The sequence below is a fragment of the Streptomyces sp. NPDC048182 genome (assembly GCF_043202555.1).
In the GTDB taxonomy this organism is placed as follows: Bacteria; Actinomycetota; Actinomycetes; order Streptomycetales; family Streptomycetaceae; genus Streptomyces.
The window spans coordinates 94,039-117,833 of the sequence record NZ_JBIDAQ010000005.1 but is presented as its reverse complement, the minus strand read 5'-3'; the positions used below and the strand labels follow the sequence as shown (position 1 = coordinate 117,833).

Here is a 23,795-nt window from a genome sequence, read left to right as displayed (position 1 = left end):
TCATCCGTGCAGTCCGCACTCGGTCTTGGCGCGGCCCGCCCAGCGCCCCGCGCGGGCGTCCTCGCCCGCCAGGACCCGGCGGGTGCAGGGGGCGCAGCCGACCGACGCGTAGCCGTCCGTCAGCAACGGGTTGGTGAGGACGCCGTGTTCGGAGACGTAGGCGTCCACGTCGTCCTGCGTCCAGCGGGCGATCGGCGAGACCTTGACCTTCTGCCGCTTCTCGTCCCAGCCGACGACCGGGGTGCTCGCCCGGGACGCCGACTCGTCGCGGCGCAGCCCGGTCGCCCAGGCGGTGTAGCCGGTCAGGCCCTCCTGGAGCGGCTGCACCTTGCGCAGCGCGCAGCACAGGTCGGGGTCGCGCTCGTACAGCCGCGGGCCGTACTCGGCGTCCTGCTCGGCCACCGTCCGGCGCGGGATGAGGGTGATGACGTTGACATCCATCACCGCCTCGACCGCGTCGCGGGTGCCGATGGTCTCCTCGAAGTGGTAGCCGGTGTCGAGGAACACCACGTCCACGCCGGGCAGGGCGCGGGACGCCAGGTGGGCCACGACCGCGTCCTCCATGGAGGAGGTCACGCAGAAGCGGTCCCCGAAGGTCTCCGCGGCCCACTTCAGGATGTCGAGGGCGTCGGCGTCCTCCAGGTCGCGGCCCGCCTGCTCGGCCAGTGCCCGCAACTCCTCGGTGGTGCGCTCGTGCTGAACGGCCGTCATATCCGCTCGTCCCCTCCGTCGTCGGCTCGCTGGAGCCCCCGGGCGAGCAGCCCGAGGAACTTCAGCTGGAATGCGCGGTTGCACGCCGCGCATTCCCAGGCGCCGTGGCCCTGCTCGCTGGGACGCAGGTCCTCGTCGCCGCAGTAGGGGCAGTAGAAGGGCGCCGCGCGCTCGCTCACGACAGGGCCTCCTCGCTGGCCCGGGCCGCCCAGGTGGCGAACCGCTCGCCGTCCGCGCGCTCGTCGCGGAAGCGGATGAGCACCCGCTCGACGTAGTCGGGCAGTTCCTCGGAGGTCACCTTCAGGCCGCGCACCTTGCGTCCGAAGCCGGGCTCCAGGCCGAGCGCGCCGCCCAGGTGCACCTGGAAGCCCTCCACCTGCTCGCCCCGCTCGTTCATGACCAGCTGGCCCTTGAGGCCGATGTCCGCGGTCTGGATGCGGGCGCAGGCGTTGGGGCAGCCGTTGATGTTGATGGTGATCGGCTCGTCGAAGTCCGGGATGCGGCGCTCGAGTTCGTCGATGAGCGAGGCGCCGCGCGCCTTGGTCTCCACGATGGCCAGCTTGCAGAACTCGATGCCGGTGCAGGCCATGGTGCCGCGCCGGAACGGGGACGGCTTCACGGTCAGGTCCAGCGCCTCCAGGGCGGCCGACAGCGGCTCGACCTGGTCCTCCTCGACATCGAGGACGATCATCTTCTGCTCGACGGTGGTACGCACCCGGCCCGAGCCGTGCGCCTCCGCCACCTCCGCGATCTTGCTGAGGGTGGCGCCGTCGACGCGGCCGACGCGCGGGGCGAAGCCGACGTAGAAGCGGCCGTCCTTCTGCCGGTGCACGCCGACGTGGTCGCGCCAGCGCTCCACCGGCTGCTCGGGCGCGGGGCCGTCCAGCAGCGGGCGCTTCAGGTACTCGTCCTGGAGCACCTGCCGGAACTTCTCCGCGCCCCAGTCGGCGACCAGGAACTTCAGCCGGGCCCGGTTGCGCAGCCGCCGGTAGCCGTAGTCGCGGAAGATGGAGATGACGCCCTCGTAGACGTCCGGCACCTCCTCCAGCGGCACCCAGGCGCCGAGTCGCACGCCGATCTTCGGGTTGGTGGACAGGCCGCCGCCGACCCACAGGTCGAAGCCCGGGCCGTGTTCGGGGTGGTCGACGCCGACGAAGGCGATGTCGTTGATCTCGTGGGCCACGTCGAGCAGCGGCGAGCCGGAGATCGCGGACTTGAACTTGCGGGGCAGGTTCGAGAAGAGCGGGTTGCCGACGATCCGCCGGTGGATCTCGTCCACGGCCGGGGAGCCGTCGATGATCTCGTCCTCGGCGATGCCGGCGACGGGGGAGCCCAGGATCACGCGGGGCGTGTCGCCGCACGCCTCGGTGGTGGAGAGCCCCACCGCCTCGAGGCGGTTCCAGATCTCGGGCACATCCTCGATCCGGATCCAGTGGTACTGCACGTTCTGCCGGTCGGTGATGTCGGCGGTGCCGCGCGCGAACTCCTGGGAGATGTCGCCGATGACGCGCAGCTGCTCGGTGGTCAGCCGGCCGCCGTCGATGCGGACGCGCAGCATGAAGTAGCGGTCGTCCAGCTCCTCCGGCTCCAGGATCGCGGTCTTGCCGCCGTCGATGCCCTGCTTGCGCTGGGTGTAGAGCCCCCACCAGCGCATCCGGCCCCGCAGGTCGCCCGGGTCGATGGAGTCGAAGCCGCGCTTGGCGTAGATCGTCTCAATACGTGTCCGGACGTTGAGACCGTCGTCGTCCTTCTTGGTCTGTTCGTTGGCGTTGAGCGGGGTGAAGTGACCCACGGCCCACTGGCCCTCGCCGCGGTGACGGCTCACCTTGCGGCGGGGAGTCGCGGCGGCAGGCTTCGGTGGCGTGGCGGCCATGGTTGACACGTCCTTCGGGACAGACGGGGGCGGCTCCGACCTGCGCGTGCGGGGGCACGACGAGCGTGCGCGGCAGCGCGCGGCGGGAGGGCGAATGCGGGGGTCCGGTGGTGCTGGAGGTGCGCTCTCAGCGGGCCGGACAGATGGCGCTGGACATGCGGCCGAGGTCGACGTGCCGCCGACTCACCAAGGCAATTCCAGTTCCAGGCATGACGGAAGCCTGGCACGGCGTTCTGGACACAGTCCAGCATTGTCCAGGATGCGGACACTCGTGTCTCGCTCTACAAGACCGGAGTGCCGTGGGTCACAGCGCGGCTCAGGCCGGGAACGCCCCCGGCCAGGGACCCGGGGTGGCCACCTCCGGCTCCTCCGCCACCTTCGTGTCGAACAGCCGGAACCCGCGCCGCGCGTAGTTGTCCCGCGCGTGCTCGCCGTCCTTGCTGCACGTGTGCAGCCACACCCGCTTGGTTGGGGCGAGCCCCGGCCAGCGCTCCGCCAGGTCCCAGGCGCGGGCGGTGCCGCGGGCCAGCAGATGGCCGCCGATGCGCCGGCCCCGGAAGGCCGGGAGCAGGCCGAAGTACTCGATCTCCACGACCCCGTCGTCCCCGGCCGCCAGTTCCACGTACCCCGCGGGCGTGCCCCGCTCGTAGGCCACCCAGGTCTCCACGCCGGGCCGCTCCAGGTGCGCGCGCCAGCGGTCGTACGACCAGCCGAGCCGGTCGGTCCACCGGATGTCGCCGCCGACCGAGGCGTACAGGAAGCGGCTGAACTCGGGGGAGGGTGTCTCGGAGCGCACGACGCGGACGTCGCCCTCCGGGGCGGCGGCCGGGAGCAGGTCGGCGGGCGAGGTCTGCTCCAGGGACCAGGTGGTCACGGCGATGGTGGTCATGGCGGTCAGCGAACCATCAGGGTGCCGCCCCTGTCGATCCGGGCCCGCCCGGGCCCGTCAGTCCAGCGCGTCCCGCACCGCCGCCAGCGGCAGTGCGAACAGGGTGCCGTCCGCCTGGGACCAGACCTCGCCGGTCTGCGCCGCGTACGCCAGCGAGCCGGCCGGCCCGCTCCAGCACCGGTGCGAGCGGTCGGCGCCGCACTCGGCGGCCCCGGCCCCCTCGGTGTCCCGGCGGGCCAGCGTCCCGCGCCCGTCCGGGCCGCCGGAGGCGCGGGCCAGGTACCAGCGGGCGCGCTCCGCGCCCGCCGGACGGTACGAGAGCACGCCCCGCACCTCGGTGGCGCGGGTGCGGTACGCCTCCCACGCCGAGACGCGCCCGGCGGGGTCGGTGACGGGCAGCCCGCCGCGGTCCGAGCCCTCGTCGAGGGCGTAGCGCCACAGGCGGGCGGGGTGGTCGGCGTGGGCGGGCACGCGCTCGGCCGCCACCAGGCTGTCCGGCTCGGTGCCCCGGTCCACGGAGAGCGCGGCCGGGCGGGCCGCCCCCGCGGTGTCCGGGAGCCCGTAGGAGGCGACGGCGGGCAGCACGTACCGGTAGCCGTACGCCGCCCAGCCGCCGGGCACCCGGCCCACCGTGCGGGCGCCGCTGGTGGCGCGCTGGATGCCGTCCAGGTCGTACACGTAGAGCGCGTTGCGGTCCCCGGCGCCGGTGGTGACCAGGAGCTTGTCGCGGTACCAGGCGAGGCCGGTCACCGGCGAGGCGAGGCCGGTGTAGTCGCGTCCGCCGTCGGCGGGGACGGCCAGCAGCACCGAGGTGTAGCGGGGGCGCGCGGGTACGTCGGTGTCCACGAGGGCGACCCGGGCGAGGCCGCCCCCGGGGGTGCCGTCGGCGCGGCTCCAGGCGGCGGCGACGACCCGGTGGGTGCCCCAGCGGCCGTCGGCGGAGGCGTCCGCCGAGGTGGTCACCGCGCCGGGCAGCCAGCCGCGCACGTCGTCCTCGTCCCAGCAGTAGGCGCGGGTGGCCGCCGGGACGACCGGCAGCGCGTCGCGCTCGCGGGCCGAGCACGCGGCCTCGTCGCGCAGGGTGCGCTCGGCGGTGCCGAGGACGGCGTCGGCGGCGACCGGGCCGTCCATCGCGGTGGAGAGCCGCTCCAGCCAGGGCTCCGGCACCCGCTGCTCGGTCAGCCGCAGCGCGCCGGCCCGGGCCGGCGCGCTGAGGTCGAGGGGCTCCAGGGCGCCGCTGTCGCCGGTCACCGTGGCCTGCGAGGCGCTGATCATCGTGGCGGCGGCGGTCAGGGCGAACGCCGCCCCGGCCAGGGCCGCGCGCAGCGCCCTGCCCCGCCTGCGCCGGCGGTGTCTGCCGCGCTGCTTCATGTGGCCTCCACGGACCCCGGGTCAACTGTGCCCAGACGTCGCCGCGTTGGCGTGCGCCACGGCGACCTGGGAGCAGTGGGGCGGTCCATGGAGGATGCTACGGCAGCCGGGGGGTCCGGCGGACGGGGACGCCGCAAGTCGCTCCGTCCGGGCGAAACGGCTCACCTCCCGGCCGCCCCGGCCGCCCGGCGCCGGGTGACGGCCGGGGCCGCCGAGCCGGGGAGCAGGTCGCGCGGGTCGGGCGGCAGGAGCAGCTCGACGCCGGCCTCCTCGCGGAAGCGGTACGGACGGTGCCGCAGCTGCGCCCCGAGGTAGCGGCGGACCCGGGACATCTCGGCGCGCACCGTCACCGTGCGCCCCGGGTCCCCGAACAGGTCGGCGGCGAGGCCCGCCGCGCTGCGCCCGTCCCGGTGCGCGGCCAGCACGTACAGCAACTCGGCGTGCCGCAGGCTCAGTTCCCGGCTCCACTCGCCCGCGCCGCCGGCCACCCCGACCGACCACCGGTGCGCACCGCGCAGGTCGAGCACGATCCGGGCGGCACCCTCGGGCACCGGCGCGGCGCCCTCCCCGTCCTCCCCGGCGGCCCGCACCAGCCAGCCCTCGTCCAGCGGCTCCACCGTGCACGCCCCGACCCCCGGCAGCCACGCGGGACCCGGCGCCGGGGACCCGGGCAGCGCGACCCGCTCCAGGTACGGCATCCCCGTCACCGCCGCCGTCCAGCCGTCCCGGTCGACCACCAGGGCGCGGCCCGTCAGGCGGGCGAGGACCGGCGCCGCGACCGCCCGCAGCCGCTCCAGGGACCGCCGGTGCCGCTCGCGCAGCCGGGCCTCGGCGAGCCCGGCCACCGAGGCCACCCAGGCGAGCGTGGCCGGGTGCATGGTGCCGACCGGGCCGCTGACGTCGACGACGCCGAGCAGGCGCCCGTCGCGCGGGTCGGTGAGCGGGGCGCCGGCGCAGGTCCAGGCGGCCTGGGAGCGGACGAAGTGCTCGGCGGCGAAGACCTGCACGGGGCGCCGGGTGACCGCCGGGGTGCCCACCCCGTTGGTGCCGACCACGTCCTCCCGCCAGTCGGCGCCGGTCTCGAAGCCCAGCCCGTCGGCGAGGCGCAGCACCCGGGGGCTGCCCTCCCGCCACAGCACCCGGCCCTCCGCGTCGGCGACCACCATGATGTGGTGCGCGGTGTCGGCCACCGACAGCAACCGCTCGCGCAGCAGCGGCAGTACGTGCCGCAGCGGTGAGGCGTCCCGGCGCCGCCGGACCTCCTCGGGCGTCAGCAGCCGGGAGCGCACGTCCCGTTCGGGGTCGACGCCGCCGCGCAGCATCCGCGCCCAGGACTGCTCGATCACCGGGCGCGGCGCGACGGGGGCCGGCCGGCCCGCCAGCCGCGCCGAGCGGACCTCGCTGAGCAGCCGCGCGGCCCGCGCGGTGTCGGTGCCCCACGGTGAGAGCGGCACTGGTCCTCGTCCTCCCCGTCCTCCCCGGCAGTACGCCTGACGCCACGTCACCATGAGACCGCCCCGGGCCGCCCGGCGGCAAGCGCCGCGCGGCGGGCGACCCCTGGCGACGCCCGTGGTTGCAACCCCTTGCAACCCTGGTGGCCTCGCCCCGCGCCGCCGGACACTGGTCCCGCCGGGGGCGGTGCCGTGTCGGCGCGGCACCGCCCCCGTGACGCCGCTGGGCGCACCGGCCCCCTGATGCCGCTGGGCGCACCGCCCCCGTGATGCCGCTGGCGCACCGGCCCCCTGATGCCGCTGGGCGCACCGCCCCCGTGATGCCGCTGGCGCCCCGGCCCCCTGATGCCGCTGGGCGCACCGCCCCCCTGACGCCGCTCGGCGCACCGCCCCCGTCTGCCGGGTGCCTCAACCCGCCGGCCGCGCCCGCTCCACCACCCCGCCCAGGTCCGCCCCGGGCGCCAGCCCGCCGAAGGACAGCGCGGCGTCCGGTCCCAGCCGGGACGCGCAGAACAGGTCGGCGACCTCCGGGGGCGCGTGGCGGACCAGCAGCGCGCCCTGGAGGACCAGTGCGAGGCGCTCCGCCAGCCGGCGGGCCCGGCCGCGCGCGGCGGCCAGGTCGGCGAGGTCGGTCAGCAGGTCCCGGATCGCGGCGTCCAGCCGCCGGTCGGCGCCGCGGGCCGCGCCCACCTCGGTCAGGTAGGCGTCGAGGACCCGCGGGTCCCGTTCGAGCACCCCCACCACCTCCAGGGCCTGCCCGCTGCCGCCGCCCCGCGCCAGGGAGTGCAGCGGGGCCTCGCGCACCAGCCGGGGGAACCCCGACTCCTCGGCCCACCCCTCCTCGCCCAGGCACTCGGCCGCCGCCCGCACCACGGCCGGGCAGCGCCCCGCCACCCAGTACGCCGCCGCCGGGACCGCGAGCCGCAGCAGCGCCGCCGCCCGCTCGTCCCCGTCGCCGCCGTCGTCGCGGGCCGCCGCGAGCCGCAGCGCCAGGGTCGTCGCCGCCTCCGACTCGACGGCCAGGTCGGCGAGCACGTTGCGGGTCAGCGGCGCGTCGTCCGGGTGCCCGCCGTGGTGGACGGCCCGCGCGACCGCCTGCCGCATCAGCCCCGCCGCGCCGAGGACGTGGTCGAGGCGCCCCGCCGCCACCGTCTCCGCCAGGACGGCCGCCGCGTCCCCCTCCGCGCCCACCCGGTGGGCCAGGGTCCCGGCGAAGCCGACCTCGGCGAGGGCGTCGGAGCGGTTGCCCGGTGTCCGCACCAGCCGCTGGATCCCGAACGCGTTGCGGGTGCCGTCCGGCAGGACCCGCGGCACCAGGAAGCACGTCGGCCCGCCCGGCGCCGGCGCGCGGACCAGGAACCCGTCCGACATCGGCGCCGAGCAGCGCCAGACGCCGGTCAGCTCGTACATGCCGTCCCGCGCCGGCCGGGCCCGCGCCCCCTCGGCGTCCCGTGCCGCGGCCCGCCCGAACAGCGCCCCGGCCTTGCGGTGCGGGGGCCGCGGCTCCTGGTCGTAGACCCGCGAGGCCAGCAGCGGCTCCCAGGCCGCGGACAGCTCCGGAGCGGCGCGCAGGGCCGGCCCGGCCGCGTGGGTCGCCGACAGGGGGCCGCAGGTGCCCGGCTCGACCTGCGCCCACATCAGGAACCCGGCCGCCCGCCGCACCTGCCCGCCCGGCCGGTCCCCGGAGCCGGCCAGCCCCGCCGCGACCCCCTTGCCGAGCAGCCGGTGCCAGGCGGGGGAGCAGACGACCTCGTCGACGCGGTGCCCGTAGCGGTCGTGGGTGCGGGCCGCCGGCGGATCGGCCTCGGCCTGCTCCGCCCACCCCTGCGCCTGCGCCGAGCCGCAGGAGCGGCCGAGGCCGGACAGCTCCGCCGCCGCCTCGTCCCGCAGCCCGGCGTCGAGGTGCCGGGCCACCGCCTCGGTCAGCACGCGGTCGGCGCCGAAGACGTCGTAGCCGGCCAACGGCGGCGGTCGGTCGGGGTCCCGCTGGGTGCTGCCTGCCATGAGCGGGAACCTATCGCGCGAAGGCGCCGGTGGGGGCCGGGTGGGGATCGGGGGAGTGCGCGGGTGAGTGCGACGGCGCACGGCGGATACCTTTGGGTCGTGCAGCCAGCAAGTGAATCCTCCGTACGGCCCTCGGGCCGGCTCCACCGTGCCCGGGTCCTGTACCGGAACGTCTCCAAGCGCCGGACCGCCTGGCTGCTGCTCAAGGACACGGTGAACTCCTGCATGGAGTACCGCATCCTCGGCCTGGCCGCCGAGGCCGCGTTCTTCACGCTGCTCTCGGTGCCGCCGCTGCTGCTGAGCCTCCTCGGGCTGCTCGGCTACGTGGACTCGTGGATCGGCGCCGACACCACCGAGAGCCTGCGCACCAACATCCTGGACGCCTCGCGCGCGGTGCTCTCCGAGCGGGGGGTGCGGCAGATCACCGAGCCGATCCTGGACGACGTCATGAAGGGCGGCCGGCCCGACGTCATCTCCATCGGCTTCCTCTTCGCCCTGTGGTCGGGCTCCCGCGCGGTGAACGTCTTCATCGACACCATCACCGTGATGTACGGCCTGGACGGCGTGCGCGGCATCGTCAAGACCCGGCTGCTGTCCTTCGGGCTGTTCGTCGTGGCGCTGCTGATCGGCTCGATCGCGCTGCCGCTGATGGTGGCGGGCCCGGACGCGGTGGTCGGGGTGGTGCCCTGGTCGACGACCGTGGTGCAGGTGCTGTACTGGCCGGTCGTCATCATCCTCTCCGTCGCCTTCCTGACCACGCTCTACCACGTGTCCGTGCCGGTGCGCTCGCCGTGGATCGAGGACGTGCCCGGCGCGCTGGTCGCCCTCGCCATGTGGGTGCTCGGCAGCTTCCTGCTGCGCATCTACCTCACCAGCACCGTGGAGGGGCCCACCATCTACGGCTCCCTGGCGGCGCCGGTCGCGGTGCTGCTGTGGATCGGCGTGTCCGCGTTCGCGGTGCTGGTCGGGGCGGCGGTCAACGCGGCCATCGACCGGGTCTGGCCGGCCGCCGCCACGGCCGCGGCCCGCGAGACCAACGAGCGGCTGCGCCAGGCGCAGGTCGCCGAGTACGTGGCCCGCGCCGCCGCGGCCGGCGAGGCGGACCCCGACATGCCCTCGGAGTTCCCCGAACGCTGGTCGCGCTTCCTGCCCCCGGAGGACGTCTCGGCCCGGCTGCGCACCCACGCGAAGAACACGCCGCCGGCCAACCACGAGAAGCCGGACGAGTCCTAGGAGAGCCTCGGCTCTCGGAAGAGCCTCGGCGTGCCTCAGCTCCGCCAGGCCCCCGCCGCCGCGGCCTCCCGCGCGAAGTCCCGGAAGTCCCTCGGCTCGCGGCCCAGCACCTCCCGGACCCCGTCCGACAGGTGGGCGTTGCGGCCGTCCAGGAGGGTCGAGAACACCTCCGTCAGGAAGGCGGCCTCCTCGTCCGGGATGCCGAACCCGGCCAGGTGCGCGCCGTACTCCGCCGCCGGCACCGGGCGGTACGCCAGCTCGCGCCCGGTCGCCGCGCCGACCTCGGCGACCGCCTCGCCGAAGGTCAGCAGCCGTGGCCCGGACACCTCCAGGACCCGCCCGGCGTACCGGTCGCGGTCGGCCGGGGCCAGCGCGGCGACCGCCACTTCCGCGACGTCCCGCAGGTCCACGAAGGGCTCGGCGACCTCGTCGGCCGCGAAGACCAGGCCCCCGGTGTGCCGCAGCTCCTCCGCCAGCGGGCCCTCGCTGAAGTTCTGCGCGAACCAGGCGGCCCGGACGACCGTCCACTCCGCGCCCGACGCCCGCAGCGCCTCCTCGGCGGGCAGCGCCTGGTCCTCGCCGCGCGCGGAGAGCAGCACCAGGCGCCCGACGCCGAGGCCGACCGCCTTCGCCGCGAGCGCCCCCACGGCCTCGGCGGTGCCGGGGGCGCCGATGTCGGTGGGGTGCGCCAGGTAGGCGGCGTCGGCGCCGCGCAGGGTGTCGGCCCAGGTCGCCGGGTCGTTCCAGTCGAAGCCGGTGGCGCGGGAGGCCGCCCGCACGGTGAGCCCCTGGTCCCGGGCCGCCTCGGCGACCCGGCGCCCGGTGCGGCCGGAGGCGCCGGTCACCACCACCGTGAGGTCCGTCGGGTCCGTCTTCGTACGCGTCGTTGTCGTCATGTGCCCAGCCAAGCGCCGAACGCCCCGCTCTCCCATCGCCCAGCGGCTCGCCCCCATACGCGCGCGTCTACGCTGACGCCATGGACGCACTCGACGGCCTGCTGGCGGGCCCCCGGGCCCGGGGCGCCTTCATGATCCGGGCCAGCTTCGACCCGCCCTGGTCGGTGCGCGTGGAGGACCGGGCGCCGCTCACGGTGATGCTGATGGTGCGGGGCGGCTCCTGGGTGGTGCCGGACAAGGGCGAGCCGCTGCGGCTGCGGGCCGGCGACCTCGCCATCGCCCGCGGCCCCGACCCGTACACCTGCGCCGACGACCCGGCCACCCGCCCGCAGGCGGTGATCCTGCCGGGCGGCGAGTGCAGCTACCCCGACGGGCGTCCGCTGGGCGGCACGATGGACCTCGGGGTGCGGGCGTGGGGGGACAGCGCCGACGGCGAGGCGGTGCTGCTGATCGGCACCTACCTGGTGCGCGGCGAGATCGGCGGCCGGCTCCTGGACGCGCTGCCGCCGCTGCTCTCGCTGACCGCCGAGGCGTGGGACAACCCGCTGACGCCGCTGCTGATGACGGAGGTCGCGCGGGACGAGCCCGGCCAGGAGGTCGTCCTTGACCGGCTGCTCGACCTGCTGGTCATCGCCGCGCTGCGGTCCTGGTTCGCCGGGCCGCAGGCCGCGGCGCCGGCCTGGTACCACGCCCTGGGCGACCCCGTCGTGGGCCGCGCGCTGCGGCTCCTCCAGGACGACCCGGCACACCCCTGGACGGTCGCCGCCCTCGCCTCCGGCGCCGGCGTCTCGCGCGCCGCGCTGGGCCGGCGCTTCACCGAGCTGGTGGGCGAGCCGCCGATGGCGTACCTCACCGGCTGGCGCCTCGACCTGGCCGCCGACCGGCTGCGCGACACCGAGGACACCCTCGGCGCCATCGCCCGCCACGTCGGCTACGGCAGTGCCTTCGCCCTGTCCACGGCCTTCAAGCGGCGCTACGGCGTCAGCCCGCAGGAGTACCGGACGGCGGCGGCGTAACCTGGCCGCGTGTACGCCGAACGCGCCTCCAGCGGGCTGCCCGGCGCCGTGCTGTGGACGCACACGCCGTCCGCGTCCGAGGCGGGCCGGGTGCTGCCCGACGGCTGCATGGACCTGCTCTGGCACGCGGGCCGGCTGCTGGTCGCGGGCCCCGACACCCGGGCGTACGGCACCGACGGCGCCCCCGGCCCCTGGGCCGGGATCCGCCTCCCGCCCGGCACCGCGCCCGCCCTCCTCGGCGTACCGGCGCACGAGCTGCGCGACCGCCGCGTGGCCCTCGCCGACCTGTGGCCGCCGGAGCGGGCCCGCCGCCTCGCGGCCCACGTCGAGGCCGCGACCGACCCGGCGCGCGGCCTGGAGCGGGCGGCCATGGCCCTGGCGTCGGAGACCGGACCCCCCGACCCGCTGCTGCGCCGCGTGGCGCTCGCCCTCGCCGCGGGCCGCCCGGTGTCGGTAACCGCTGACGAACTGGGGCTCGGCGCACGCCAGTTGCACCGCCTCTCACTCGCCGCCTTCGGCTACGGCCCCAAGACCCTGGCCCGCGTCCTGCGCCTCCAACGCGCCCTCGCCCTGGCCCGCGCCGGCACCCCGCTCGCGGACACGGCCCTGCGCGCGGGCTACGCGGACCAGGCCCACCTGTCCCGCGAGGTGCGTGCCCTGACGGGCGTCACCATGGGCCGGCTACTCGCCCGCTAGCGGCGCGAACAGGTCCACCCCGTTGCCGTCCGGGTCGTGGACGACGGCGTACCGCTGCCCCCAGAAGGCGTCCCAGGGCTTCAGCTCCCCGTGGCACCCGGCCCCGGTCAGCTCCGCGTACACCGCGTCCACCTCCTCGGGGGTCTCGCAGGCCAGGGCGAGCGAGGCCCGCCCGCCCCCGGCCGGCGCCGACCAGCCCGGATGGAACGAACGGACGGTCTCCTCGGTGTCGAGCAGCAGCCGCGTCCCGCCGGGCAGCACGGCCTCGGCGTGCGGCTGCTCCTCGGCCCCGTCCGGGAAGGCGAACCCGAGCCGGCGGTAGAAGGTCACAGCGGCGGCCATGTCGGAGACGACGAGGCCGACGGCGTCGAATCGTGGAGTCATGCGGCCACGCTAGGGTCCGCGCCGCGGCCGGGTCTTGAACGAAACGGACACCCCGGCTCAGAACCCGCTCAACTCCCTTGATCGACCGCCCTCCCCGCGCCCACGATGCCCCCATGTTCGGACGACGAAGCACCCCGGAACTCCACGTCCTCGTCCTGCGGGACGCCGACACCCTCGCCGCCGTCCTGCGCGACGCCCTCGCCGAAGCGCCCGACGACCAGCGCCCAGGGCTGGAGCGCGCGGCGGCCCTGGTCGCGGAGGCCGCCGCCGTCCCCGACGCGTCCCTGCGCGCCCGGTGGGTCCACCAGCGCCTCGCCGCCGCCGGCCACGAGGGCCCCGCCGACTCGGTGCGCGCGGTCAAGGCCCTCCGCCAGGCCGAACCGGGGCTCAGCCTGCTGACGGCCGTGCAGTTGACCAAGGAGGCGGCGGCGCATCCGGCGTAGCGGATCCGGGCGGCCGGGGGAACGCCCGTACGGCAGGATGGGCGCCATGCCCCGCCTCCCGCGCACCCTGCCCGCCCTGTCGCTCCTGCTGCTCCTGGCGCTCACCGCCTGCGGCACGGAGCGGGCGGGCACGGACACCGCCGCCGCGGGGGAGGCCGGGACGCGCACGCCCGCCGCCGGGGACGCCGGCCCGGGCACGCCCGCCGCGGGCAAGCCCCGCACGGGCACGGCCCGCCCGAGCACCCCCGCCACCGCCTCGCCCGCCTCCCCCTCCGCGCACGGCGACCTCGACGCCCGCGCCCGGGCGCTCGGCGTGGCCCCTGAGCTGGTCTACGTCACCACCGCCCCCGGCTTCACCCTCGTCGCCGGCTCCGTCGGCGTGTACGGCGCCGACGGTTTCAGCGCGAGCTGGTACTCCCCGGCGTCGGGCGCGCGGCTCAGCCTCTTCGTGGACCGGGGCACGCTCACCGGCGACACCTGCGCCGCGCTGCCCATGGAGGGCGCGGCCCGGCCGGCCTGCGAGCGGGACGGCGACGCCTGGTACCGCACGGGCGCCGGCCGCCACGAGTACGCCGTGCCCGGCGACGGCCATGTCCTGCGCGTCTCCGCCGAGTCGGCCGCCGTACCCCGCGCGGCCCTGCGCGCGGCGGCCCTCGGCGCCCACCGCCCCGACGCCGCGGAGACCGCCGCACTCCTCCCCGCCCCGGCGCCCGCCCCGACCGCCCCCCTGGAGCGCGGCGACCTCCCGGCCGACGGCGACGGAGCACCCCGCAACGATGTGGGCGTGGGTAGCTGATGAGCGCCCCCCGCCCGCTAGGGGTCCGTCCACTGGACCGGCGGCCCCTGAGCTGACTAGCCGTCAGCTTGCCCCGCTCGCCGCCGCCATCTCCCGTGCGCTCGGCCGCAGATGCAGCAGGGCGCGGGTGTACATGCCCGTCTCCGGGCCCGTGGCCCCCGGGTGGGCGAGGCCGCCGGCCGGGAGGACCGGGAGGGGGTAGGAGCCGCGGGCCCGGTGGTGGGCGGGGGAGCCGGGGCCCAGGCCGGGGCCGGGGACGCGGGGGAAGCGGGTGGTGGACAGGGTCGTCAGGGTGCCGGAGGCGTCGGTGGCGTAGGCGTTCGGGTGGGCGCGGGCCCGGGTGAGGGCGGTGGTCAGGTCCGCGGGGCGCAGCGCCGGGAGGTCGGCGCGCAGGAGGGCCACCGGGGTGCCGGGGGCCAGGCGGGCCGCTCGGGCGCAGCCCCGGCGCGCGGCGGCGGCCGGGGTCGGGTCGGGGCCCTCCGCGCACACCTCGGCGCCCAGGACGCCGGCCTGCTCGGCGGCGAGCGGGTCGCCGGTGACGACCACGATCGGGCCCGTGCCCGGCGTCGCCCGCACCGCGCAGAGGGTGTCCAGGAAGAAGGCGTGGGCGAGTTCGGGCGGGTGCGGGGCCCGGCCGAAGGCGGCCACCGTGAGGACGATCGACCACATCGCGGTCAACCCCCTTTCCGGTGACGGTCGTTGCTGCTGAGGTGCGTCATGCGCCGCAGCGTCAGCGCCGTCGCTGGAGGCCGGATCGAGGGCCGCCCGCGCCGCGCTCGGCGCCCGCCGCAGGGCCGCCCGGGCCGGCGGGGCGGTCTCCAGCACTCCTCCAGCACCCGTCCAGAATCGCTCCCCAGGCTGCCTGGCATGGCCGATTTCACGCTGAACGACCTGCGCACCGTCGTCGCCGCCTGCTCCGAGGCCGCCGACGCCGAAGCCCTCGAGGACGCCGCGCTCGACACCGAGTTCGCCGACCTCGGCTTCGACTCCCTGACCGTCTACGAGATCGTCACCCGCATCCAGGACGACTGGGAGGTGAGCGTCCCCGACGAGACGCTCGACGAGCTGAAGACGCCGCGCGCGCTGCTCGACCACGTCCGCGGGCAGCTCGCCGCCGTATGACTCCGCGGCGGCCGGTGGCACCGCCGGTCGCACCGCCGAACGAGGGGCTTGTCAAGTGAACCGAAGTGTCGCCGTCACCGGCATCGGGGTGGTCGCGCCCGGCGGGATCGGCAAGAAGGCGTTCTGGGACCTGATGACCTCGGGCCGCACCGCCACCCGCACCATCTCCTTCTTCGACCCCGCCCGCTTCCGCTCCCAGGTCGCCGCCGAGGTCGACTTCGACCCGCAGCGCTGGGGGCTGGGCCCGCGCGAGGTCCGCCGCATGGACCGCGCCGCGCAGTTCGCCGTCGTCGCCACCCGCGAGTGCCTGGCCGACAGCGGCCTGGACTTCGCCGGCCTCGACCCGCACCGCACCGGGGTGAGCGTCGGCAGCGCCGTCGGCGGGACCACCTCCCTGGAGCGCGAGTACCTGGTGCTCAGCGACAGCGGACGCACCTGGGAGGTGGACAGCGCCTACACCTCGCCGCACCTCTTCGACGCCTTCGTGCCCAGCTCCCTCGCCGCCGAGGTGGCCCGCGAGGCCGGCGCCGAGGGACCGGCCACCGTGGTCTCCACCGGCTGCACCTCGGGCCTGGACTCCGTCGGCCACGCCCGCGACCTCATCGCCGAGGGCACCGCCGACCTGATGATCGCCGGGGCCGCCGACACCCCCATCTCCCCGATCGCCGTCTCCTGCTTCGACGCCATCAAGGCCACCACCCCGCGCAACGACGACCCCGAGCACGCCTCCCGCCCCTTCGACCGGACCCGCAACGGCTTCGTCCTCGCCGAGGGCGCCGCCATGTTCGTCCTGGAGGAGCTGGAGCACGCCCGGGCCCGCGGCGCCCACGTCTACGGCGTCCTCGGCGGCTACGCCACCCGCTGCAACGCGTACCACATGACCGGACTGCGCCCCGACGGCACCGAGATGGCCGAGGCCATCACGCACGCCCTCACCGAGGCCCGGCTCGCACCCGAGCGGGTCGACTACGTCAACGCGCACGGCTCCGGCACCAAGCAGAACGACCGGCACGAGACAGCCGCCTTCAAGCGGACCCTCGGCGACCACGCCTACCGCACCCCGGTCAGCTCCATCAAGTCCATGGTGGGCCACTCGCTCGGCGCGATCGGCTCCATCGAGATCGCCGCCTGCGCGCTGGCCATGGAGCACGGCGCCGTGCCCCCCACCGCCAACCTCCACGAGGCCGACCCCGAGTGCGACCTGGACTACGTGCCGAACGAGGCGCGGGAGCGGAAGGTGGACGCCGTCCTCAGCGTCGGCTCCGGCTTCGGCGGCTTCCAGTCCGCGATGGTGCTCACCCGCGAGGAGACCGCCCGATGACCACGGCCACCGAGAGCCCCGCCCGCGCGCCGGGGGCCACCGCGCACCCCGCCGCCGTCGTCACCGGCATCGGCGTCGCCGCCCCCAACGGGCTCGGCACCGAGGCGTGGTGGCGGGCCACCCTCGCCGGCGAGAGCGGCATCCGCCCGCTCACCGGCTACGACACCTCCGGCTACCCGGTCCGCCTGGCCGGCCAGGTGCCCGGCTTCGTCGCCGAGGACCACCTGCCGGGCCGGCTGCTGCCGCAGACCGACCGGGTCACCCGGCTCGCGCTGGCCGCCGGCGCCTGGGCGCTCGCCTACGCCGGCGCCGACCCGGCAGAGCTGACCGAGGCGGCCGGCGACGACGGCTACGGGCTCGGCGCCGTCACCTCCAACGCCACCGGCGGCTTCGAGTTCACCCACCGCGAGATCCGCAAGCTGTGGACCAAGGGCCCCCAGTCGGTCAGCGTCTACGAGTCCTTCGCCTGGTTCTACGCCGTCAACACCGGCCAGCTCTCCATCCGGCACGGCCTGCGCGGCGCCAGCGGCGTCCTCGTCTCCGAGGGCGCCGGCGGCCTCGACGCCATCGGCCAGGCCCGGCGCACCCTCCGGCGCGGCGTGCGGCTCTCCCTCACCGGCGGCGTCGACTCCTCCCTCGACCCGTGGGGGCTGGTCTCCCATCTGTCGAGCGGCCGGCTGACCCGCTCCGCCGACCCCGCCGCCGCCTACCTGCCCTTCGACACCCGCGCCACCGGACACGTCCCCGGCGAGGGCGGCGCGCTGCTCGTCCTGGAGCGCGCCGACACCGCCGCCGCCCGCGGGGCACGTCCGCTCGGCACCGTCGCCGGGTACGCGGCCACCTTCGACCCCGCCCCCGGCAACGGGCGCCCGCCCGGCCTGGAGCGCGCCGCCCGGCTCGCCCTCGCCGACGCCGGGCTCACCACCGCCGACGTCGACCTGGTCCTCGCCGACGCCGCCGGGCAGCCGGCCGCCGACGCCGAGGAGGCCGCCGCCATCGAGGCCCTGTTCGGCCCGTACGGCGTGCCCGTCACCGCGCCCAAGACCCTCACCGGCCGGCTCTACGGCGGCGGCGCCCCGCTCGACGTGGCCGCCGCGCTGCTCGCGATCCGGGACGGGGTGATCCCGCCGACCCGGCACGTGGACCGGCCCGACCCCGCCTTCCGCCTCGACCTCGTCCGCGACCGGCCGCGCCCCGCACCGCTCGGCACCGCGCTCGTCCTCGCCCGCGGCCACGGCGGCTTCAACGCCGCGGTCGTCGTCACCGCCGCCGAACTCCCCACCGCAGAAAGTCCGTCGACATGAGCCAGCTCACCCTCTCCGACCTCTCCTCCGTCCTCACCGAGTGCGCCGGGGCCGACGACGGCGCCGCGCTCACCGAGGCCGAGCGCGACCTCGCCTTCACCGAGCTGGGCTACGACTCGCTCGCCCTCCTGGAGACCGCCGCGCTCGTCAAGGAGCGCTACGGAGTGACCCTCACCGACGAGGAGGTCACCACCATCGCCACCCCCGCCGAGTTTCTCGACCACGTCAACCGGGCGCTCACCCCCGCCGGTTGAGCCGACCGGTGCCGTCCACACGACCTCCAGGAGACCCCGAATGACCCAGCAGACCCCCGTGCGCGGTACCGCCCTGGTCACCGGCGCCACCCGGGGCATCGGCCGGTCCGTCGCCGAGACCCTCGGCGGCCTCGGCCACCCCCTGCACCTGTGCGCCCGCGACGCGGAGGCGCTCGGCCAGACCGTCAAGGAGCTGCGCGCCGCCGGGTACACCGCCGAGGGCACCGCGTGCGACGTGACCGACGCCGCGAGCGTCGAGGCGTTCGTGCGCGGCGCCGTCGAGGCGACCGGGCCCGTCGAGGTGCTGGTCAACAACGCGGGCCGCAGCGGCGGCGGCGTCACCGCCGACCTCACCGAGGAGCTGTGGGACGCCGTCATCACCACCAACCTCACCAGCGTCTTCCTCGTCACCAAGCAGGTCCTGACCACCGGCCGGATGCGGGAGCTGACCCGCGCCCGGATCATCAACATCGCCTCCACCGGCGGCAAGCAGGGCGTCGTCCTCGGCGCCCCCTACTCCGCCTCCAAGCACGGCGTCGTCGGCTTCACCAAGGCCCTCGGCCTGGAGCTGGCCCCCACCGGCATCACCGTCAACGCGGTCTGCCCCGGCTACGTCGAGACGCCGATGGCCGGCGCCGTGCGGCAGCACTACGCCGACCTGTGGTCGGTGAGCGAGGAGGAGGTGCTGAAGAAGTTCAACGCCAAGATCCCGCTGGGCCGTTACACCCAGCCCGAGGAGGTCGCCGCGATGGTCGGCTACCTCGTCTCCGACGCCGCCGCCGCGGTCACCGCGCAGGCCCTCAACGTCTGCGGCGGCCTGGGCAACTACTGACCCACGCCCCCCGAATCCCTTAAGGAGCACGTCCCGTGGACGTCAGCACACCCACCCGGCCGGAGTCCGAGGCCCGCCACGTCACCCCGCTCGCCGCCGACGCGGCCCGCGCCTACGCGCTGGTCGAGGACGTCACCCGCTGGCCCCTGCTCTTCACGCCCTGCGTGCACGCCGAGGAGACCGAGCGGGACGGCGAGAGCCAGCGCATCCGGCTCTGGGCGGTGGTCGGCGGCGACGTACGCAGCTGGACCTCGCGGCGCCGGCTGCGCCCGGCGGAGCACCGCATCGACTTCGCGCAGGAGCAGCCGGCGCCCCCGGTCACCGCGATGGGCGGCCACTGGCGCTTCGTCTCGGCCGGCGAGGAGCCCGGCGTCCTCGAACTCGCCCACCACTGGCGCACCGAGGGCCCGGCCGGCACCGCCGAGCGGATCGCCGAGGCCCTCGACGCCAACAGCGACGCCGAGATCGCCGCGCTGCGCTCCTGGGCGGAGAGCCCGTACGCCCCCGAGGACCTCCTGGTCCGCTTCCGCGACGAGGAGACGGTCGCCGCCCCGCCGGCCGACGTGTACGCCTTCCTGTACGAGGCCGACCGCTGGCCCGAGCGGCTGCCGCACGTGGCCGGGCTCGACCTGGAGACCGTCCCGGCCGACGAGGCCACCGCCGGCGCGGACGTGCAGACCATGGACATGGAGACCCGCACCGCCGACGGCTCCGCGCACGTCACCCAGTCCATCCGGCTCTGCTTCGCCGACGAACGCGCCGCCGGTGACGGCGTCGCCGGGTACCGCATCGTCTACAAGCAGACCACCCCGCCGCGCGGCCTCCTCGCCCACAGCGGCGCCTGGATCGTCACCGCCGGCGCCGACGGCACCCGGGTGGCCGCCGAGCACACCGTGGCGCTGGACCCGGCCGCCCTCGACGACGTCTTCGGACCCGGCACCACCCTCGCCCAGGCCGCCGCCGTGGTCCGCGAACGGGTCGGCGGCAACAGCCGGGCCACCTTGCGCGCCGCCCGCGAGCAGCTCACCCGGGTCGGCCCGTGACCGCCGCGCACCCGCGCGTCGCCGCACCGGGCCGACTGGCGGAGCTGGCCCCGGGCGTGTACGCCTGGACCCAGCCCGACGGCGGCTGGTGCGTCAGCAACGCCGGGATCGTGCTCGCCGCCGAGCCCGGGCGCGGCCCGCTGCTCGTCGACACCGCCGCCACCCACGCCCGCTCGGTGGCCCTGCGCGAGGCGGTGGGCACGCTCACCCCCTACGCGCCGCAGCTCATCGTCAACACCCACTTCCACGGCGACCACAGCTTCGGCAACGCCGTGCTCGCCGGGCCCGGCACCCTGATCGCGGCCCACGAGCGCACCCGCGAGGAGATGGCGGCGGCCGGACTCGGCCTGACCGGGCTGTGGCCGGACGTCGACTGGGGCGGCCTCGAACTGCGGCTGCCCGACCTCACCTACCGCGACGGCCTGGTGCTGCACCACGGCGGGCGGCGGGTGGAGCTGCTGCACCCCGGCCCGGCGCACACCGCCGACGACACGGTGGTCTGGCTGCCCGAGGAGCGGGTGCTGTTCGCCGGCGACCTGGTGCTGCCCGGGCGCACGCCCTTCGTGCTGATGGGCTCGGTGAGCGGCTCGCTCACCGCGCTGCGCCGGCTGCGGGAGCTGGAGCCGCGGGTGGTGGTCGGCGGCCACGGGCCGGTGGCCGGCCCCGAGGCGCTGGTGGAGACCGAGCGGTACTTCACCTGGCTCACGGAGACGGCCGCCGCCGGGCACCGCGCGGGCCTCGACCCGCTGGCGCTGGCCCGCAGCGCGGGGCCCGGGCCCTGGGCCCACTGGCACGAGCAGGAGCGCCTGGTGCCCAACCTGCGCCGCGCCTACGCCGAGCTGGACGGCGCCCCGCCCGGCGCCCCGCTGGACGTGCTCGGCGCGTTCGCGGAGATGGTCGAGTACAACGGCGGCGTGCTGCCGCCCAGCCACGCCTGACACACCGAGAGGGAGGGCCGAGGTGGCCATGGACCTGAAGGGGACCGGAGACGAGGTCGACTGCTGCATCTCGGGCGCCGGCCCCGCCGGACTGATGCTGGGCCTGCTGCTCGCGCGCTGCGGCGTGCGGGTCACCGTCGTCGAGAAGCACGTCGACTTCCTGCGGGACTTCCGCGGCGACACCATGCAGCGCTCCGGGATGCGGCTGCTGGACGAGATCGGCCTCGGCGGGGCCTTCCACGCCATCCCGCAGCGGCACATGGAGCGGCTGTCCTTCCTCCTGGACGAGGGCGAGGTGAACGCCGCCGACTTCACCCGGCTGCCCGGCCGGAAGTACAAGTTCGCCTCCCTGGTGCCCCAGTGGGACTTCCTGGACCTGCTGCGCGTCACCGCCGAGAAGGAGCCCGGCTTCGAGCTGGTGCGCCCCGCCGAGGTGACCGGTCTGCTGCGCGAGGGCGGCCGGGTGGCGGGGCTGCGCTACCGCGACGAGCGGGGCGAGGAGCACGAGGTGCGCGCCCACCTCACCGTCGCCTGCGACGGGCGGCACTCCGCCATCCGCGATCAGGCGGGGCTGATACCGGTGGACGCCCAGGTGGACGTCGACTGCTGGTGGTTCCAGCTGCCCCGCCTGGACACCGACCCGGAGGGCGCGGGCCTGCTCCGCGTCAAGGGCGGCGAGGTCCTCGGCCTCCTGGACCGGGGCGACTTCTGGCAGTGCGGCTTCTTCATCGGCAAGGGCCGCGACGCCGCCCACCGCACCCAGGACGTCTCCTACCTGCGCGACCGCATCGGCGAGTTCCTGCCCTGGCTCACCGACCGGGTGGCCGGCATCGACGGCTGGGACGACGTCAAGCTCCTGGACGTACGCCTCAGCCGGCTGCGCCGCTGGTACCGCGACGGCTTCCTCTGCCTCGGCGACGCGGCCCACGCGATGTCCCCGGCCGGCGGCGTCGGCGTCAACCTCGCCCTGATGGACGCCGCCGCGGCGGCCCGCATCCTCGCCGACCCCCTGCGCGAACGCCGGGTCGGCCGCAGGGAGCTGCGGCAGGTGCAGCGCCGCCGACGCCTGCCGATCCTGGTGACCCAGCAGATGCAGCGGGTCCTGCACAAGATCACCCTGGAGCCCCCGGCGCCGGGCGAGGAGGAGAAGCTCCCCCTGATGCCCCGTCTGATGCGGCGCGTCCCACCCCTCCAGGTCCTCCCGGCCGCCCTGATCGCCACGGGCGTCCAGCAGGAGCACGCCCCGGCGGGTGCCCGCAGGGACTGAGCCGCTCCCCGGCACCACGGGAAGGCCCGCCGCCCCTCGGGGCGGCGGGCCTTCCCGCGTTCTGACGCGGTTCAGGGCAACAGCACCGTCTGCCCCGCAAAGTTGAGCCCCGCGCCGAAGCCGACGAGGAGCGCGGTGTCGCCGCCGGCGACGAGGCCCTGGGCGTAGAGGGCCTCCAGGGCGAGCGGGATCGAGGCGGCGGAGGTGTTGCCGCTGACGACGACGTCCCGGGACAGCACCGCGCGGGAGGTGCCGAGGCGTTCGGCGAGCAGCTCCGTGATGCGCAGGTTGGCCTGGTGCGGGACCAGCGCGTCCAGCTCGCCCGGGTCGACTCCGGCCAGGTCCAGCATGGTGCGGGCGGCCGGCGCCACGTCGTCCATCGCCCAGCGGAACACCCGCCGCCCGTCCATCCGCATCCAGGGCCGGTCCGGCGCCGGGTCCGTCCAGCCGCCGTCCATCCGCAGCGCGTCCCCGTACGCCCCGAAGGCCCGCCGGACCACCGGCCCGATCGCCTCGACGGCCGCCGGGCCCACGACCACCGCCCCGGCGCCGTCCGCGAACAGGAAGGCGATCGAACGGTCGCCGGGCTCCACGATGTCGGTCATCCGCTCGGCGCCCACCACCAGCACGTGCCGGGCGCTGCCCGCCCGTACCGCGTCCGAGGCGAGCGCCAGCGCGTGGCAGAACCCGGCGCAGGCGGCGGAGAGGTCCACGCCCGCCGCGCCCCGGGCACCCAGCTCGTGCGCCAGCCGGGTGGCCAGCGGCGGGGTCTGCACCAGGTTCGACATGCTGGCGACCAGCACCAGGTCGATCTCGGCCGCCCGCACCCCGGCATGCGCGAGCGCCTTGCCGGCGGCGGCGGCCGACATCACCGGCAGCGTCTCGGAGGCGTCCGCGAACCGCCGCTCCCGGATGCCGCTGCGCTGCTCGATCCACTCCTCGGAGGAGTCGATCCGCGCGCAGACCTCCGCGTTGCCGACGACCCGCCGGGGCCGGTACCCGCCCACCCCGAGGATCGCACTGGGGGACCCGCCGGACACCCGCAGTCCCCGCCGCTCGAACCCGTCCTCATCCGTCATGCGCCCAGGCTGACCACCTCCACTGGAAGCCCGGTCGTGGCGCCCTGGGCGGCAGCGGCCCTCCGCACGGCCCTCTCGCCGGAGCTCACCGGCCGAGGCCCCGGCGGATCGCGAGCTCCACCGGTGAGTACGCGCCGTCCGCCCGCTCCAGTTCGTACGGCGCGGCCGGCAGCAGCGGCGGCTGGGCCATGAAGCGCGGGCGTGCCCCGTGGTGCGGTTGCGCGGCGTGGACCAGGAACGGGTGGCACAGGAAGACGTCGCCCGGGGAACCGGTGGCGAGGGCGAGCGGCCGGTGCTCGGAGGCGGCCACCAGGTCGGGCGCCAGGGTCAGCCCGCTCGCCCCGGCCTCCCCGTACCGCTCCAGCACCTTCGGCACGTCCAGGTGGGAGCCGACCCGGATCCGGGTCGGGGCGTCCTCCTCGCCGACCTCGCTGAACAGGAACAGCATCAGCAGTGCCCGGTCCCGGGAGCGCAGGTTGGTGAAGTACCAGCTCTCGCCCTCCGGCAGGTAGCTCCCCTCGATGTGCCAGCCCGCGTCGTCCGGCTCCTCCTCGTGCGGGAAGCGCAGCGGGAACGTGCCCAGCGAGTAGCGCGGCTCCCAGCGTCCCGGGCCCACGAGGAGGTCGTACGCGTGGTGCAGGGCGGGGGAGTTGGGCGCGGCGGCGAACGGGCCCTGCGCCATGCCGCCCACCCGGTGCACGGGCCGCGTCCAGGTCGACGGGTCGTCCGGGTCGCAGCCCGTCTCCCGCCACAGCAGCCGCGCGCACTCCGCCGCCACGCGCGGGGCGACGGCGCCCGCCAGCTTCACGAAGCCGTCGCGGAGGAAGCGGGAGATGAGGGTCGTGTCGTCCATGCCCCCATCGTGCGGCGGC

26 protein-coding genes are annotated in these 23,795 nt (G+C 76.3%); 13 read left to right on the top strand and 13 right to left on the bottom strand.

Features of this window, described 5'->3' with window-relative positions:
* From ACGFZL_RS11925 to ACGFZL_RS11890, 8 genes are all read right to left on the bottom strand, one after another.
* Complete coding sequence (locus ACGFZL_RS11925; protein ID WP_393690730.1) at nt 1-711, bottom strand: phosphoadenylyl-sulfate reductase; 711 nt, start codon at nt 709-711, stop codon at nt 1-3.
* On the bottom strand, nt 708-890 hold the full coding sequence (locus ACGFZL_RS11920; protein WP_355170885.1) for a hypothetical protein: 183 nt from the start codon (nt 888-890) through the stop codon (nt 708-710). The genes ACGFZL_RS11925 and ACGFZL_RS11920 overlap by 4 nt, the downstream gene beginning before the upstream one ends.
* The gene (locus tag ACGFZL_RS11915) at nt 887-2,584 is read right to left on the bottom strand and encodes a nitrite/sulfite reductase (RefSeq protein ID WP_355170887.1); all 1,698 of its coding nucleotides are present in this window, start codon (nt 2,582-2,584) and stop codon (nt 887-889) included. Before ACGFZL_RS11915 ends, ACGFZL_RS11920 begins: the two co-directional genes overlap by 4 nt.
* A gap of 127 nt (nt 2,585-2,711) precedes the next feature.
* On the bottom strand, nt 2,712-2,795 hold the full coding sequence (locus tag ACGFZL_RS11910; RefSeq protein WP_310887545.1) for a putative leader peptide: 84 nt from the start codon (nt 2,793-2,795) through the stop codon (nt 2,712-2,714).
* A gap of 105 nt (nt 2,796-2,900) precedes the next feature.
* Nucleotides 2,901-3,473, bottom strand: coding sequence for a GNAT family N-acetyltransferase (locus tag ACGFZL_RS11905; protein ID WP_393690727.1), 573 nt, complete (start codon nt 3,471-3,473; stop codon nt 2,901-2,903).
* 57 nt (nt 3,474-3,530) lie between these two features.
* Nucleotides 3,531-4,844, bottom strand: a complete 1,314-nt coding sequence (locus tag ACGFZL_RS11900) for a hypothetical protein (protein WP_393690725.1) — start codon at nt 4,842-4,844, stop codon at nt 3,531-3,533.
* 161 nt (nt 4,845-5,005) lie between these two features.
* Nucleotides 5,006-6,298, bottom strand: coding sequence for a GAF domain-containing protein (locus tag ACGFZL_RS11895; protein WP_355170893.1), 1,293 nt, complete (start codon nt 6,296-6,298; stop codon nt 5,006-5,008).
* A 405-nt stretch (nt 6,299-6,703) separates the two neighbouring features.
* Nucleotides 6,704-8,299, bottom strand: a complete 1,596-nt coding sequence (locus tag ACGFZL_RS11890) for an acyl-CoA dehydrogenase family protein (RefSeq protein WP_393690722.1) — start codon at nt 8,297-8,299, stop codon at nt 6,704-6,706.
* 99 nt (nt 8,300-8,398) lie between these two features.
* Here ACGFZL_RS11890 and ACGFZL_RS11885 point away from each other — a divergent pair, with 99 nt between their 5' ends.
* Nucleotides 8,399-9,532, top strand: coding sequence for a YihY/virulence factor BrkB family protein (locus ACGFZL_RS11885; RefSeq protein ID WP_393690720.1), 1,134 nt, complete (start codon nt 8,399-8,401; stop codon nt 9,530-9,532).
* A gap of 35 nt (nt 9,533-9,567) precedes the next feature.
* Here the strand turns inward: ACGFZL_RS11885 and ACGFZL_RS11880 are convergent, their stop codons facing one another.
* Nucleotides 9,568-10,428 carry an NAD(P)H-binding protein gene (locus tag ACGFZL_RS11880; protein ID WP_393690718.1) on the bottom strand — a complete coding sequence of 287 codons (861 nt, stop codon included), beginning with the start codon at nt 10,426-10,428 and terminating at the stop codon, nt 9,568-9,570.
* 80 nt (nt 10,429-10,508) lie between these two features.
* Between ACGFZL_RS11880 and ACGFZL_RS11875 the strand changes: the two genes are divergently transcribed.
* Together ACGFZL_RS11875 and ACGFZL_RS11870 are read left to right on the top strand one after the other, a co-directional pair.
* Entirely contained in the window at nt 10,509-11,444 is a 936-nt protein-coding gene (locus ACGFZL_RS11875) for an AraC family transcriptional regulator (protein ID WP_355170901.1), read from the top strand.
* Between the two features lie 9 nt (nt 11,445-11,453).
* Nucleotides 11,454-12,140 (top strand): helix-turn-helix domain-containing protein, encoded by a 687-nt coding sequence (locus tag ACGFZL_RS11870; RefSeq protein WP_393690715.1) that lies wholly within the window; start codon nt 11,454-11,456, stop codon nt 12,138-12,140.
* Here ACGFZL_RS11870 and ACGFZL_RS11865 read toward each other — a convergent pair.
* The gene (locus ACGFZL_RS11865; RefSeq protein ID WP_393690713.1) at nt 12,126-12,524 is read right to left on the bottom strand and encodes a VOC family protein; all 399 of its coding nucleotides are present in this window, start codon (nt 12,522-12,524) and stop codon (nt 12,126-12,128) included. The genes ACGFZL_RS11870 and ACGFZL_RS11865 overlap by 15 nt on opposite strands.
* Nucleotides 12,525-12,637: 113 nt before the next feature.
* On the opposite strand from ACGFZL_RS11865, the gene ACGFZL_RS11860 reads away from it, so the two are divergent.
* Nucleotides 12,638-12,967 carry a hypothetical protein gene (locus ACGFZL_RS11860; protein ID WP_393690711.1) on the top strand — a complete coding sequence of 110 codons (330 nt, stop codon included), beginning with the start codon at nt 12,638-12,640 and terminating at the stop codon, nt 12,965-12,967.
* Nucleotides 12,968-13,013: 46 nt separating this feature from the next.
* Entirely contained in the window at nt 13,014-13,763 is a 750-nt protein-coding gene (locus ACGFZL_RS11855; RefSeq protein ID WP_393690709.1) for a hypothetical protein, read from the top strand.
* A 63-nt stretch (nt 13,764-13,826) separates the two neighbouring features.
* Here ACGFZL_RS11855 and ACGFZL_RS11850 read toward each other — a convergent pair whose 3' ends face one another.
* The gene (locus ACGFZL_RS11850; RefSeq protein ID WP_393690707.1) at nt 13,827-14,432 is read right to left on the bottom strand and encodes a hypothetical protein; all 606 of its coding nucleotides are present in this window, start codon (nt 14,430-14,432) and stop codon (nt 13,827-13,829) included.
* A 198-nt stretch (nt 14,433-14,630) separates the two neighbouring features.
* On the opposite strand from ACGFZL_RS11850, the gene ACGFZL_RS11845 reads away from it, so the two are divergent.
* The 8 genes from ACGFZL_RS11845 to ACGFZL_RS11810 are packed head-to-tail and all read left to right on the top strand — an operon-like array spanning nt 14,631 to nt 21,844.
* Nucleotides 14,631-14,885, top strand: coding sequence for an acyl carrier protein (locus ACGFZL_RS11845; protein WP_355170912.1), 255 nt, complete (start codon nt 14,631-14,633; stop codon nt 14,883-14,885).
* A gap of 55 nt (nt 14,886-14,940) precedes the next feature.
* A complete protein-coding gene (locus ACGFZL_RS11840) occupies nt 14,941-16,206 on the top strand; it encodes a beta-ketoacyl-[acyl-carrier-protein] synthase family protein (RefSeq protein ID WP_393690705.1) in 1,266 nt (421 codons plus the stop codon).
* Entirely contained in the window at nt 16,203-17,510 is a 1,308-nt protein-coding gene (locus ACGFZL_RS11835; RefSeq protein ID WP_393690703.1) for a ketosynthase chain-length factor, read from the top strand. Before ACGFZL_RS11840 ends, ACGFZL_RS11835 begins: the two co-directional genes overlap by 4 nt.
* Nucleotides 17,507-17,764, top strand: coding sequence for an acyl carrier protein (locus ACGFZL_RS11830; RefSeq protein WP_393690701.1), 258 nt, complete (start codon nt 17,507-17,509; stop codon nt 17,762-17,764). Before ACGFZL_RS11835 ends, ACGFZL_RS11830 begins: the two co-directional genes overlap by 4 nt.
* Nucleotides 17,765-17,804: 40 nt before the next feature.
* Nucleotides 17,805-18,596 (top strand): SDR family NAD(P)-dependent oxidoreductase, encoded by a 792-nt coding sequence (locus tag ACGFZL_RS11825; protein ID WP_393690699.1) that lies wholly within the window; start codon nt 17,805-17,807, stop codon nt 18,594-18,596.
* A gap of 35 nt (nt 18,597-18,631) precedes the next feature.
* The gene (locus tag ACGFZL_RS11820; protein WP_393690697.1) at nt 18,632-19,639 is read left to right on the top strand and encodes an aromatase/cyclase; all 1,008 of its coding nucleotides are present in this window, start codon (nt 18,632-18,634) and stop codon (nt 19,637-19,639) included.
* Nucleotides 19,636-20,577, top strand: a complete 942-nt coding sequence (locus ACGFZL_RS11815) for an MBL fold metallo-hydrolase (RefSeq protein ID WP_393690695.1) — start codon at nt 19,636-19,638, stop codon at nt 20,575-20,577. The genes ACGFZL_RS11820 and ACGFZL_RS11815 overlap by 4 nt, the downstream gene beginning before the upstream one ends.
* 28 nt (nt 20,578-20,605) lie before the next feature.
* Nucleotides 20,606-21,844: an FAD-dependent oxidoreductase gene (locus ACGFZL_RS11810; protein WP_393691223.1), complete on the top strand. Its 1,239-nt coding sequence runs from the start codon at nt 20,606-20,608 to the stop codon at nt 21,842-21,844.
* A gap of 71 nt (nt 21,845-21,915) precedes the next feature.
* Here the strand turns inward: ACGFZL_RS11810 and ACGFZL_RS11805 are convergent, their stop codons facing one another.
* Together ACGFZL_RS11805 and ACGFZL_RS11800 are read right to left on the bottom strand one after the other, a co-directional pair.
* Nucleotides 21,916-22,923 carry a beta-ketoacyl-ACP synthase 3 gene (locus tag ACGFZL_RS11805; protein WP_393690693.1) on the bottom strand — a complete coding sequence of 336 codons (1,008 nt, stop codon included), beginning with the start codon at nt 22,921-22,923 and terminating at the stop codon, nt 21,916-21,918.
* A gap of 85 nt (nt 22,924-23,008) precedes the next feature.
* On the bottom strand, nt 23,009-23,776 hold the full coding sequence (locus ACGFZL_RS11800) for a phytanoyl-CoA dioxygenase family protein (RefSeq protein ID WP_393690691.1): 768 nt from the start codon (nt 23,774-23,776) through the stop codon (nt 23,009-23,011).
* Between the last annotated feature and the right edge of the window lie 19 nt (nt 23,777-23,795).